Origin of the sequence: Actinoplanes sp. CA-051413 (assembly GCF_050955795.1) — a bacterium.
Lineage (GTDB): Bacteria > Actinomycetota > Actinomycetes > Mycobacteriales > Micromonosporaceae > Actinoplanes.
This window is the reverse complement of the sequence record NZ_CP192100.1, coordinates 9,053,407-9,065,042: the sequence shown is the minus strand read 5'-3', so window position 1 is coordinate 9,065,042 and position 11,636 is coordinate 9,053,407. Positions and strand designations below refer to the sequence as shown.

13 protein-coding genes are annotated in these 11,636 nt (G+C 71.6%); 6 read left to right on the top strand and 7 right to left on the bottom strand.

Annotation, left to right across the window (positions count from 1 at the left end):
* Positions 1 to 7: 7 nt before the first annotated feature.
* The 4 genes from ACQP2Y_RS42815 (at position 8) to ACQP2Y_RS42800 (ending at position 4,118) form a co-directional block, all read left to right on the top strand.
* Entirely contained in the window at positions 8 to 1,420 is a 1,413-nt protein-coding gene (locus tag ACQP2Y_RS42815; protein WP_433722129.1) for a PhoH family protein, read from the top strand.
* A 385-nt stretch (positions 1,421 to 1,805) separates the two neighbouring features.
* Positions 1,806 to 2,525 (top strand): lytic transglycosylase domain-containing protein, encoded by a 720-nt coding sequence (locus ACQP2Y_RS42810; protein WP_433722127.1) that lies wholly within the window; start codon positions 1,806 to 1,808, stop codon positions 2,523 to 2,525.
* A 75-nt stretch (positions 2,526 to 2,600) separates the two neighbouring features.
* Complete coding sequence (locus ACQP2Y_RS42805; protein WP_433722125.1) at positions 2,601 to 3,392, top strand: S1 family serine peptidase; 792 nt, start codon at positions 2,601 to 2,603, stop codon at positions 3,390 to 3,392.
* 60 nt (positions 3,393 to 3,452) lie between these two features.
* Positions 3,453 to 4,118 carry a rhomboid family intramembrane serine protease gene (locus tag ACQP2Y_RS42800; RefSeq protein ID WP_360817345.1) on the top strand — a complete coding sequence of 222 codons (666 nt, stop codon included), beginning with the start codon at positions 3,453 to 3,455 and terminating at the stop codon, positions 4,116 to 4,118.
* Between the two features lie 6 nt (positions 4,119 to 4,124).
* Here ACQP2Y_RS42800 and ACQP2Y_RS42795 read toward each other — a convergent pair whose 3' ends face one another.
* Together ACQP2Y_RS42795 and glpX are read right to left on the bottom strand one after the other, a co-directional pair.
* Positions 4,125 to 5,027 (bottom strand): DMT family transporter, encoded by a 903-nt coding sequence (locus tag ACQP2Y_RS42795; RefSeq protein WP_433732315.1) that lies wholly within the window; start codon positions 5,025 to 5,027, stop codon positions 4,125 to 4,127.
* 65 nt (positions 5,028 to 5,092) lie between these two features.
* Positions 5,093 to 6,118 carry a class II fructose-bisphosphatase gene (glpX, locus tag ACQP2Y_RS42790; protein ID WP_360817348.1) on the bottom strand — a complete coding sequence of 342 codons (1,026 nt, stop codon included), beginning with the start codon at positions 6,116 to 6,118 and terminating at the stop codon, positions 5,093 to 5,095.
* Positions 6,119 to 6,214: 96 nt separating this feature from the next.
* Between glpX and ACQP2Y_RS42785 the strand changes: the two genes are divergently transcribed.
* Positions 6,215 to 6,787 carry a DUF4245 domain-containing protein gene (locus ACQP2Y_RS42785; RefSeq protein WP_433722122.1) on the top strand — a complete coding sequence of 191 codons (573 nt, stop codon included), beginning with the start codon at positions 6,215 to 6,217 and terminating at the stop codon, positions 6,785 to 6,787.
* A 3-nt stretch (positions 6,788 to 6,790) separates the two neighbouring features.
* Here the strand turns inward: ACQP2Y_RS42785 and ACQP2Y_RS42780 are convergent, their stop codons facing one another.
* The 4 genes from ACQP2Y_RS42780 to ACQP2Y_RS42765 are packed head-to-tail and all read right to left on the bottom strand — an operon-like array spanning position 6,791 to position 9,329.
* Positions 6,791 to 6,994: an exodeoxyribonuclease VII small subunit gene (locus tag ACQP2Y_RS42780; RefSeq protein WP_433722120.1), complete on the bottom strand. Its 204-nt coding sequence runs from the start codon at positions 6,992 to 6,994 to the stop codon at positions 6,791 to 6,793.
* On the bottom strand, positions 6,991 to 8,214 hold the full coding sequence (xseA, locus tag ACQP2Y_RS42775) for an exodeoxyribonuclease VII large subunit (RefSeq protein ID WP_433722118.1): 1,224 nt from the start codon (positions 8,212 to 8,214) through the stop codon (positions 6,991 to 6,993). The genes ACQP2Y_RS42780 and xseA overlap by 4 nt, the downstream gene beginning before the upstream one ends.
* Before the next feature lie 20 nt (positions 8,215 to 8,234).
* A complete protein-coding gene (locus ACQP2Y_RS42770) occupies positions 8,235 to 8,756 on the bottom strand; it encodes a hypothetical protein (protein WP_433722116.1) in 522 nt (173 codons plus the stop codon).
* A 51-nt stretch (positions 8,757 to 8,807) separates the two neighbouring features.
* Complete coding sequence (locus tag ACQP2Y_RS42765) at positions 8,808 to 9,329, bottom strand: hypothetical protein (protein ID WP_433722114.1); 522 nt, start codon at positions 9,327 to 9,329, stop codon at positions 8,808 to 8,810.
* Positions 9,330 to 9,431: 102 nt separating this feature from the next.
* On the opposite strand from ACQP2Y_RS42765, the gene ACQP2Y_RS42760 reads away from it, so the two are divergent.
* On the top strand, positions 9,432 to 10,466 hold the full coding sequence (locus ACQP2Y_RS42760; RefSeq protein ID WP_433732313.1) for a 4-hydroxy-3-methylbut-2-enyl diphosphate reductase: 1,035 nt from the start codon (positions 9,432 to 9,434) through the stop codon (positions 10,464 to 10,466).
* On the opposite strand, the gene ACQP2Y_RS42755 is transcribed toward ACQP2Y_RS42760, so the two are convergent.
* A complete protein-coding gene (locus ACQP2Y_RS42755) occupies positions 10,437 to 11,591 on the bottom strand; it encodes a DNA recombination protein RmuC (protein WP_433722112.1) in 1,155 nt (384 codons plus the stop codon). The genes ACQP2Y_RS42760 and ACQP2Y_RS42755 overlap by 30 nt on opposite strands.
* Positions 11,592 to 11,636 lie beyond the last annotated feature (45 nt).

Below are 11,636 nucleotides of genomic sequence, written 5' to 3'. Positions count from 1 at the left end.
CAGGCCTGTGACATCTCGCCGTACTGACGCCGGGGCTTCGCAAGACCCGGCCGCCACCGTCTCCAGCAGCCGTACCGGCACGGGACGCAGGTCGTCCCGCGATCGGCACGCCGACGCGGAGCCCGCCCCAGCCGGCCGGGTCTTCGTGCTGGACACCTCGGTCCTGCTGTCCGACCCGGCGGCGTTCCGCCGGTTCACCGACCACGAGGTGATCATTCCGCTCGTGGTGATCTCCGAGCTGGAGGGCAAGCGGCACCATCCGGAGCTCGGTTGGTTCGCCCGGCAGGCGCTGCGCATGCTCGACGAGCTGCGGATCAAGTTCGGCCGCCTGGACCAGCCCGTGCTCTGCAACGACGAGGGCGGCACGCTGCGGGTCGAGCTCAACCACGCCGACCAGAGCGTGCTGCCGCAGGGCTTCCGCAACGACTCGAACGACACCCGGATCCTGTCGGTGGCGCTCGGGCTGGCCGCGGAGGGCCGCGAAGTCACGCTGGTCAGCAAGGACATGCCGCTGCGGGTCAAGGCCGCGTCGGTCGGCCTGACGGCCGACGAGTACCGGCACGGCCAGGCCAGCGACCCGACCTGGGTGGGCATGGCCGACCTCAAGCTGAGCGAGGACCAGGTCGCCCAGCTGTACGCGGGTGAGGAGCTCGAACTCGAGGACGCGGACGCCCTGCCCTGCCACACCGGCCTGGTGATCCACTCCGCGCGTGGTTCGGCGCTGGGCCGGGTCAACCCGGACAAGACCGTACGGCTGGTCCGCGGTGACCGGGAGGCGTTCGGGCTGCGCGGCCGCTCGGCGGAGCAGCGGATCGCCCTGGACCTGCTGCTCGACGAGTCGATCGGGATCGTCTCGCTGGGCGGCCGGGCCGGCACCGGCAAGTCGGCCCTGGCGCTGTGCGCGGGCCTCGAGGCGACGATGGAGCGCAACCGCCACAAGAAGGTCGTCGTCTTCCGCCCCCTGTACGCCGTGGGCGGCCAGGAGCTCGGCTATCTGCCCGGCAGTGAGTCCGAGAAGATGTCGCCCTGGGCCCAGGCGGTCTTCGACACCCTCGGGGCGGTGGTGCACGGCAACGTGATCGAGGAGGTCATGGCCCGGGGTCTGCTCGAGGTGCTGCCGCTGACCCACATCCGTGGCCGCAGCCTGCACGACTCGTTCGTGATCGTCGACGAGGCCCAGTCGCTGGAACGCAACGTGCTGCTGACGGTGCTGTCCCGGATCGGGCAGGGCTCGCGGGTGGTCCTCACCCACGACGTCGCCCAGCGCGACAACCTGCGGGTGGGCCGGCACGACGGCGTCACGGCGGTGATCGAGGCGCTGAAGGGTCATCCCATCTTCGCCCATGTCACCCTCACGAGGTCCGAGCGTTCGCCGATCGCAGAGGTCGTCACCGATCTGCTCGAGGACATTCCGCAGTAACGCTCCGCAATCGGCTGAGGCGGGAATCCGTGGGGTTCCCGCCTCACGCTGCGAATGAGGACAACTACATAAAGTGAGGCAATGGCTACCTCGAAAGTGCTGGAAATGGCGGGCTTTTGCCCGGAATAACGCCTAAACGCCCTGTGATTCATTTCACAGGTGCGCGTCGTCATTTCACATCCACTTCACCGTGCGCCATGGTGGCTGGCGAGCATCACTCGCGTGCCCCGGCCGGTCGGAGATCGACTTGGCGGGTCACCGTGACCGGCGGAAGTCGCCGGGTCGCACGGCCCGAGGGGTCGGCGAAGCTCGCGGCGGGAAGCATCGCCGGGATTCGTCCCGGTGAATTCCGGCCGCGTCATTGCCCCCGACGAAGGGATACTTCGTGAATCGGCTCTGGAGCCGGGTCGGAATCCGTGTGGCCTCGGTGGGTCTGCTCGTGGCAGGCGTGATCGGCGGGGTCTACCTCGGCAAGGACCAGGAAGTCCAGGCGCAGGGCGCCCCCCAGGCCGGCGTTGTCGCCCAGGTCGATGTGGCCGAGATGCAGCTCCTCAAGGAGCGGCACGGTCAGCACGCGGCGGCTCGCGCCTACCAGCGGCAGGCCGAGGACGAGGCAGCCACCAAGGCGGCCACGGAAGCCAAGGCGGCAGCCGCGAAGGCCCGCACGGCCGAGAAGAAGCTGATCGAGAAGAAGGCGGCGGAGAAGAAGGCGGCGGAGGCCAAGAAGGCCGAGTCGTCGTCCAGCTCCAGCTCCGGCGGCACGGTGCCCTACACCGGCGACATCCCGTCCTCCTGCGACGAGTACAGCGGCAACCGGGCCACCGGCTGCGCCCTGATGCTCAGCGCGGGCTTCAAGATCGATCAGTTCCCGTGCCTGGACAAGCTGTGGAAGAAAGAAAGCGGCTGGAACCACAAGGCCTCGAACCCCAGCTCGGGCGCGTTCGGCATCCCGCAGGCCCTGCCCGGCTCGAAGATGGGCTCGGAGGGGTCGGACTGGAAGACCAACCCGGCCACCCAGATCAAGTGGGGCCTCGGCTACATCGAGGGCCGCTACAACACCCCGTGCAATGCGTGGTCGCACTCGCAGAACACGGGCTGGTACTGATCCCAGCGTGACAAAAGGGGTACGCGCTTCGGCGCGTACCCCTTTTGCCGTCACGGGCCGTGATCAAATGACCAGATGGTCCGGAAAGTCGCATCGGGGTTCGTGGTCGGGGTGCTCGCCCTCGTGCTGTCCGGCAGTCAGATAGCCGCCCGGGCCGCCGACCACAGCGAGCCGGTCCGCGAGGTCGTCGGCGGCAACCTGGCACCGGCCGGACGCTTCCCCTGGATGGTGCGCCTGTCGATGGGCTGCGGCGGCGTGCTCACCGCGCCCGGTGTGGTGCTCACCGCCGGCCACTGCGTGACCGGCACCGGCAAGGACGACACCATCGGCGTGATCGCCGGGACCACCGACCTCAAGTCCGGCGCCGCGATCAACGCCCGCTCGGTCGCCGTCGTCCGGGCCGACGGCTTCCGCGACGAGACGCGCGGTGACGACTGGGCGCTGGTCAAGCTGGACCGAAAGCTCGACCTCCCGGTGCTGGAACTCGGCCGCGGCGGCCTCGCCGAGACCGGCCCGATGACCATCCTCGGCTGGGGCCAGACCAGCGAGGCCTCGATGCGCCAGCAGCACAAGCTGCGCTACGCCACCGTCTCCCCGGTCGGCGACAAGCAGTGCGCCAAGGCGTACCGCAAGGTCGGGGTCGAGCTCGTCAAGGACGAGGCGATCTGCGCCGCCGGCCAAGGGGTCGACACCTGCCAGGGCGACTCCGGCGGCCCGATGGTCCACCAGAGCGCCGACCACCGCTGGGTGCAGGTCGGCATCGTCAGCTTCGGTCTCGGCTGTGCCCGGCGGAACTACCCGGGCGTCTACACACAGGTGTCGAAGTTCCACGACGACATCCAGGCGGCGACCCGCAAGCTGAGCTGAGCGCGTCCGATCCGCCACACCGAGTTGGCGTCGCTGGCGCCCATCGGCAACCATCGGGGGATGAGCTACCCCGGCGAGCGCGAGGATCAGGCGGCGCGATTCGGCACGGAGGCGTTCTTCGCCTCCATCGGCCGTGCCTTCGTGGCGATGTGCGCGGTCATCCCGGTGCTGTTCCTGATCGAGGCGATCGACGTCGGCCTCGGCGCGGGCCGGCTCGACGTGGCGGGCGGCATCATCCCGCGCCGCATCGACGGCCTGGACGGGATCATCTTCAGTCCGTTCCTGCACGCCGGCTGGGACCACCTGTACGGCAACAGCATCCCGCTGATCCTGGTCGGCACCTTCGCCCTGGCCGGCGGCACCCGCCGCTTCCTCTGGTCGACGCTGGTGATCGTGCTGGTCAGCGGCTTCGGGGTCTGGATCATCGGCGATCCGAGAAGCGTCGTGGTCGGCGCCAGCGGCGTCGTCTTCGGCTACCTGGGACTGCTGGTGGCCCGCGGCTTCGTGGAACGCAGCTGGTGGAATCTGGGCGTGGCCGCATTCATCGGGCTGCTGTACTGGTACCAGCTCTACAACGTGCTCCCGACCGACCAGCCGATCTCCTGGCAGGGCCACCTGCTCGGCCTGCTCAGCGGCGTGGTCGCGGCGATCATCTTCCGTCGGAAGCGGCCGCGGCCCGCGCCCGCCCTCTACGACCCGGGCAGCACGACCCTCACCGACATCTGAGCCGGGTCAGGCTCGGCTGCGCCGGGTCGGCAGGACTGCCACGGCCACCGCGGCCAGAGTCAGGGCCGCGCCGAGGACTGTGTTCCATCCCGGGCGTCCGGCGTCACCCGGGACCACCTCGTCCAGCAGCAGCGCGCCGGTGACCTGGCCGGCGATCATGCCCAGGCCGAGCAGCAGCACGCCCGTGTAGCGGACCACCGCGGCGCCCAGTGCGATGAAGACGATGCCGAGGGTGCCGCCGGCGTAGAGCCACCACGGACCGTCGGGCACCCGGCTGGGGAAGCCGCGCACGGCCACCGACACCGCGAACGCGATCAGCAGCACCGCCGTACCCATGATGAAGTTGACCAGGCCCGCGACCAGCGCGCTGCCGGAGACGGCCCGGACGTGGCCGTTCACGGCCTGCTGCCAGGCGATGCCCAGGCCCGCCACCAGCGGCAGCACCGCCAGCGCCAGGGCGCTGGGATGCCCGATCCGGTCGCCGACCGCCAGCAGCACCGCGCAGACGGTCAGCACCGCCCCGGCCAGCCGTGGGGTGGTCACCGGCTGCGGCCCGGCCGGCCCGGCGCCGGCCCGGTCCACCAGCAGGCTGCTCGACGACTGGCCGGCGACCAGGGCGACGATGAAGACGGCCACGCCGAGCGTCGGCACGGTCAGGCCCTGGGTCGCGACCAGGAAACCGCCGCACATCCCGCCCACGCACTGCCAGGGCCGGATCCGTCCCTCGCGCAGGGCGACGCGCAGGTGACCCAGCCCGGCCCGGCCCGCCGGTAGCAGCGGCACGAGCACCGCCAGCACCAGCAGGCCGGAGCCGAACGAGATGGTCGCGGCGCCGATCGGGTCGGCCAGGCGTACCGCGAGCTCGCCGTTGATCCTCGACTGCACGGCCAGGGCGGTCCCCGCGACCATCGCGAGACCCGCCCCACCGGCCCGCCGCGCGGTCGAGACCGCGGGTGGGGCAGCCGAGGTCTGGGTCACTCGCGCACCGTCGGCAGGTGCCCGTCGAAGTCCACCGCCGAGTACAGCGCGAGCTTCTCCAGCCGGTGGTACGAGTCGATGACCCGGATCGTGCCACTCTTGGACCGCATCACGATCGACTGGGTGTGCGCGCCGCCGGCCCGGTAGCGGACGCCCTTGAGCAGGTCGCCGCTGGTCACGCCGGTGGCCACGAAGAAGCAGTTGTCGCCGGTGACCAGGTCGTCGGTGGTCAGCACCCGGTCCAGGTCGTGCCCGCCGGCCAGGGCCTTCTCCCGCTCGGAGTCGTCCAGCGGCCACAGTTTCGCCTGGATCTCGCCGCCGAGGCACTTCAGCGCGCAGGCCGCGGTGATGCCCTCGGGCGTGCCGCCGATGCCCATCAGCACGTCGACGTCCGACTCGGTGCGCGCCGCCGAGATGGCGCCGGCGATGTCGCCGTCGGAGATGAACTTGATGTTCGCCCCGGCCGCGCGGACCTCCTCGACCAGCTTCTGGTGCCGCGGCCGGTCGAGGATGCAGACGGTCACGTCGGAGACGCTGGAGCGCTTCGCCTTGGCGATGCGGCGCAGATTTTCGGTCGCGCCCGCGTTGATGTCGATGACATCGGCACAGTCCGGCCCGACGGCGATCTTCTCCATGTAGAACACGGCGCTCGGATCGAACATCGCGCCCCGCTCGGCGACGGCCAGCACCGCGACCGCGCCCGGCATCCCCTTGCTCATCAGCGTCGTGCCGTCGACCGGGTCGACCGCCACGTCCACCTCCGGCCCGGTGCCGTCGCCGACCTCCTCGCCGTTGAACAGCATCGGGGCGTTGTCCTTCTCGCCCTCGCCGATCACGACGACGCCGCGCATCTGGATCGAGTTGATCAGCTTGCGCATGGCGTCGACGGCGGCGCCGTCGCCGCCCTCCTTGTCGCCCCGGCCGACCCAGCGGCCGGCGGCCATGGCGGCGGCCTCGGTGACGCGGACCAGATCGAGGGCGATGTTGCGGTCGAGATCCTGCGGGTTCTGCGCTACGGGCATGGGGGCCTCCTCGCGACGGTGCGGGTGTGGTGCACAGATCCTCACACGCGGATATGCGCCAAGTCCCGTGTCCGCGACATGGTTAACAATGGTGAGGTGGCCACCCCTGACGCAGCACCCGTGCCCGAAGCAGCCGCCGACCCCGTGACCGTCGGCAAGCGCGGTGGCCGTTCCCCGCGCGACATGGCGCTGTCGCTGGGCATTCTGCTGCTGCCGATCGTGCTGCTGCTGCTCTTCTACCGCGTCGTGCTGGACGGCGACAAGCCGGTCAGCGTCGAGAACGCGGAGTCGACGATCCAGCAGGCCCGCAGCGCCGCCGTCTTCCCGGTGGCCGTGCCGCAGGGGCTGGGCGACGATTGGCACACGGTCAGCGCGACCTTCAAGCGCGACACCGACGGCGCCACGCTGCGGCTGGGCTACGTCGACCCGGACGACGACCCGCTCCTGCTCGTCGAGAGCAGCATCCCGACGGAGAAGCTGCTCCCGGTCGAGCTGGGCGCGAACCCCAAGGGGGTCAGCACCTACAGCGACGGGGCCCGCACCTGGCAGCGCTACGAGGCCCGCAAGGGCGAGAACGCGTTGCTCCTGCTGGAGAAGGGCCGCACGATCATCGTGGTGGGCCAGGCGGAGTCGAAGAGCCTGGAGAGCTTCGCCTCGTCGCTGCGCTGACCGTCAGCTGTCGGACCGGGCGGCGCGAGCGGCCTCGATCCGCTCGCGGGCGCCGTCGAGCCAGCGCTGGCAGACGTCCGCCAGCTTCTCGCCGCGCTCCCACAGCGCCAGTGACTCCTCGAGCGAGCTGCCGCCCTGCTCCAGCCGTTCCACCACTGTCGCCAGCTCGGTACGGGCCTGCTCGTAAGTGAGTTTCTCGTCCGTCATTCCTGCACTCCCGCTCGAAGCTCGCCGTCGGCCAGCCGTACCCGGAGAACGTCTCCCGTCTCCACCTCGCCGGCCGAGCGGACCACATGGCCGTCGGCCCGTTGCACGATCGCGTACCCGCGTTCCAGCGTCGCCCGCGGCGACAGGGCCCGCAGCCGGGCCAAAGTGTGCCGCAGGTCGTCGTCGGCGCGGCGCAGCCGCTGGTCCAGGCTCCGCGTGGCCCGGTCCCGCAGGCCGGTCACGTCGGCGGCCCGCTGGTCCACCAGGACCTCGGGGCGGGCCAGCACCGGCCGGGACCGCCAGGACTCCAGCCGGTGCGTCTCGCGGTCGACCAGCGTGATCACCGCGCGGTCGAGGCGGCGGCGGGCCTGCTCGATCAGCGCCGTCTCCTCGCCCAGGTCCGGCACGATCCGCTTGGCCGCGTCGGTCGGGGTGGACGCGCGCACGTCGGCCACGTAGTCGATCAGCGGCGCGTCCGTCTCGTGCCCGATCGCGCTGACCACCGGCGTACGGCAGCCGAACACCGCCCGGCACAGCGCCTCGTCGGAGAAGGGCAGCAGGTCCTCGACGCTGCCCCCGCCGCGGGCCAGCACGATCACGTCGACCGTGTCGTCGTTGTCCAGCACCTTGAGCGCGTCGATGATCTGCGGCACCGCGGTCGGCCCCTGGACCGGCACGTTGATCACCCGGAAGTCCACGGACGGCCAGCGCCGCCGGGTGTTCATCAGCACGTCGCGTTCCGCCGCGGAGGCCCGCCCGGTGATCAGGCCGACCCGCTGCGGCAGGAACGGCAGCCGGCGCTTGCGCTCCCGGGCGAACAGGCCCTCGGCGCCGAGCAGCTTCTTCAGCCGTTCCAGCCGGGCGAGCAGCTCACCCAGGCCGACCTGGCGGATCTCGTCGGCGCGCAGGCTCAGCGAGCCGCGGGCCGGATAGAACTCGGGCTTGGCGTGCAGCGTGACCCGGGCACCCTCGGCGAGCTCGGGCGCACCGGCGTCGAGCACGTCGCGGTGGGCGGTGACGGTCAGGCTCAGGTCGGCGGACGGGTCCCGCAGGGTCAGGAACACCACGCTGGCGCCGGGCCGGCGGCTGATCTGCGCGACCTGGCCGTCGACCCACACCCAGCCCAGCTTGGCGACCCAGGCGCCGATCTTCTGGCTGACCACCCGGACCGGCCAGGGCTCCTCGGCGCTCGACTTCGCGGGCTGCTCGGGCTGACTCACCGGGCCAGCCTACGGGCGGTTCACCCCCCGGCGCGGTGCCGGGTGGCGCGGCGCGCCAGCGCCAGCAGGACCAGCAGGACAAGGCCCGCGTACGCCCAGAACAGCAGATCGGCCAGCAGGTGCTGACTGTCGACGTGCCAGCCGCCGCCGTCGTTGCGGGCCAGGAAGGTGAACGGGTAGCCGTGGCGGACCGAGAAGGTCGTCATGCAGCACACCGCGTCGATGACCGGCAGCGCGCTGAACAGCATCCCGCCGGCCAGCAGCGCCGCGCCGGCCGAGCAGCCCGCCGGTCCGGTGCCGGCGGCGCTCCAGCCGAGCGAGATCAGCAGCGACCCGCCGACCAGCAGCATGGCGTGGAACAGCAGGTACGCCCGGTCCGGCGCATGATCCATGTCGACCAGCACGTTGAGGATCGCGATGGCCACGCTGAACCAGCCGACCAGCAGCCGCAGGCCACCGCCGAACGAGCTCCACATTCCGGGCGCCTCATCGTGCGCCACCGGCCGGCCGGTGGACGCACCGGCGTTGCCCACGGCGCTCATGGCCCGAGTATCGCGCCCGGCGATCGTGCTACGTGCGGAAACGGCTGTCGATCATGGGGCGAGGGCGGGTTCCGGGGTCCGCGCGGGCCGGCGGGCCAGCCCGGCGGCGGTCACCAGCAGCAGTCCCACGAACGCCCAGAAGTACAGGTCGGCGGCGAGGTTGACCGCGTCGAGCTGCCAGCGCGACTGCTCGGCCACCTGCCGGGCGGTCGCCGGGTCGCCGCCCGAGCCCGCCCGCGCGATCCAGGCGGACGGCCACCCGCGGCTGGCCAGGTACACGTACATGCCGCCGAGCTGGATGCTGTCGGCGAGGCAGCCACCCAGGGTGCCCGCCACCGCGGCCCCGATCGTCGCCGCCGCGGTGGTCCGGCCGGGCAGGGGTACGCGGTGCGGCATGAGCAGCACCAGGCCGCCGATCGCCAGCACCACGCCGACGATCATGTCGGTCACCGGCCTCGGCGCGCCCAGGTTGAGCAGGATCCAGGTCAGGCCGCCGACGAGGCTCACCGCGCCGAGCACGCCCCGTACGGCGGCACCGGCCCGGTCCCGCATCGTCTTGCTTGTCGCATCCACCGCACGAGTATGCCGCGCGGGCGCGTGATCACCCCTGGCTCAGGCCGTGGCGGCGCCGGCCGGGCCGGTCGCCAGGCTGTGGCGCCCGTCGCACGCCTGCTGATGACGGCCGGGGGCACGTACCATGGCCGGGTGACTGCCGACCCGATCAGCCCAGGACGCAAGCGCGTGCTCCTCGCCAAGCCGCGGGGTTACTGCGCCGGTGTCGACCGCGCCGTGCAGACCGTCGAGGAGGCGCTCAAGCTCTACGGCGCCCCGGTCTACGTGCGCAAGCAGATCGTGCACAACAAGCACGTCGTCACCACGCTGGAGAGCCGCGGTGCGATCTTCGTGGAGGAGAACGAGGAGGTCCCCGAGGGGTCGACCGTCGTCTTCTCCGCCCACGGCGTCGCGCCAGAGGTGCACGAGCAGGCCCGCGAGCGCAACCTCAAGGCGATCGACGCGACCTGCCCGCTGGTCACCAAGGTGCACCACGAGGCCAAGCGGTTCGCCGCCGACGACTACGACATCCTGCTCATCGGGCACGAGGGGCACGAAGAGGTCGTCGGCACCGCGGGCGAGGCCCCGGCGCACATCCAGCTCGTCGACGGGCCGGACGACGTGGAGAACGTCGTGGTCCGGGACCCGGCCAAGGTCGTCTGGCTCTCCCAGACCACGCTGTCGGTGGACGAGACGATGGAGACCGTCGCCCGGCTCAAGACCCGGCTGCCGCTGCTGCAGTCGCCACCCAGCGACGACATCTGCTACGCCACGTCGAACCGCCAGCACGTGATCAAGGAGATCGCCCCGGAGTGCGACGTGGTGATCGTGGTCGGCTCGACCAACTCGTCGAACTCGGTGCGCCTGGTCGAGGTGGCGCTCGGCGCCGGCGCGCGGGCCGGTCACCTGGTCGACTACGCCGCCGAGATCCAGGACGAGTGGCTGGCCGGCGCGACCACCGTCGGGGTCAGCTCGGGCGCCAGCGTGCCCGACGACCTGGTCATGGAGGTGCTCGCGCACCTGGCCGACCGGGGCTTCGGCGAGGTCACCGAATTCACCACCGCCGAGGAACGGCTGACCTTCTCGCTGCCGCAGGAGCTGCGCCGCGACATGAAGGCGGCGGCCGCCCTAAAAAAGGCCACGGCTGTCGTCGAATAGCTCGGGTGCCTGCGGCTGGCGCGGGGTCAGCTCGACCTGCGCCGGCACGGCCAGCTCCTCGTCCGAGACGCCCATCTCGGCCAGCTTGCGCGCGCTGACCAGCACCCGGGACTCCAACGACCCGACCGCCCGGTTGTAGGCGGTCACGGCGCCGCTGAGCGAGCTGCCCAGCTTGCCCACGTGATCGCCGAGGGTGGAGAGCCGGCCGTAGAGCTCGCGGGCCAGGCTGTGCACCTCGAGCGCGTTGCGGGCCAGCGCCTCCTGCCGCCACGAGTAGGCCACCGTGCGCAGCAGCGCGATCAGGGTCGCCGGGGTCGCCAGCACCACGTTGCGGCTGAACGCGTGCTCCATCAAGGAGGCGTCGCGCTGCAGGGCCGCGTCCAGGAACGGGTCGGCCGGCACGAAGAGCACCACAAAATCCGGCGTCTGGTCGAAGGCCGTCCAGTACGCCTTGGCCGACAGCGCGTCCACGTGCCCGCGCAGCACCCGGGCGTGCTGGTCGAGGTGGGAGTCGCGGGTGCGCTCGTCGCGGGCCTCCATGGCGGACAGGTACGAGTCGAAGGGCGCCTTCGCGTCGACCACCACCGAACGTCCACCGTGCAGCCGCACCAGCATGTCGGGGCGTACGCCCTGGTGGTCGGTGGCCCCGGTGACCTGCTCGCTGAAGTCGCAGTGGTCGAGCATGCCGGCCGCCTCGACGATGCGGCGCAGCTGATGCTCGCCCCAGCGGCCCCGGACCTGCGGCGCGCGCAACGCCGCGACCAGCTGTTTCGTCTCGGTGCGGAGCTCGCCGGAGACTGCGCCCATCGAGCGGACCTGCTCCCGGAGCTCGGCGTACGCGTCCACGCGGTCGCGCTCCAGCTCGGTCACCCGCTGCTCGTAGCGGCGCAGCGTCTCGTGCAGCGGCGCCACCGCGCGGGCCACCGCCTCCTGGGACTGCGCCGTCGCCTCGTAGGACAGTGACCGCAGGGACTGCTCCAGCCGGCCCTCACCGTCCCGGCCGGCCTGCAGGGTGGCCTCGAGCCGGGCGATGTCGGTGGCGGCGCGCAGCCGGGCGGCCGACCAGCCGAGTGCGGCGCCGACCCCCAGACAGATGAGCACCACGGCGAGCGTCGAGAAGGTCACCCTCGGAGCTTGCCAGAGGGGTGCGACGAGATCGGCGAGGGTACC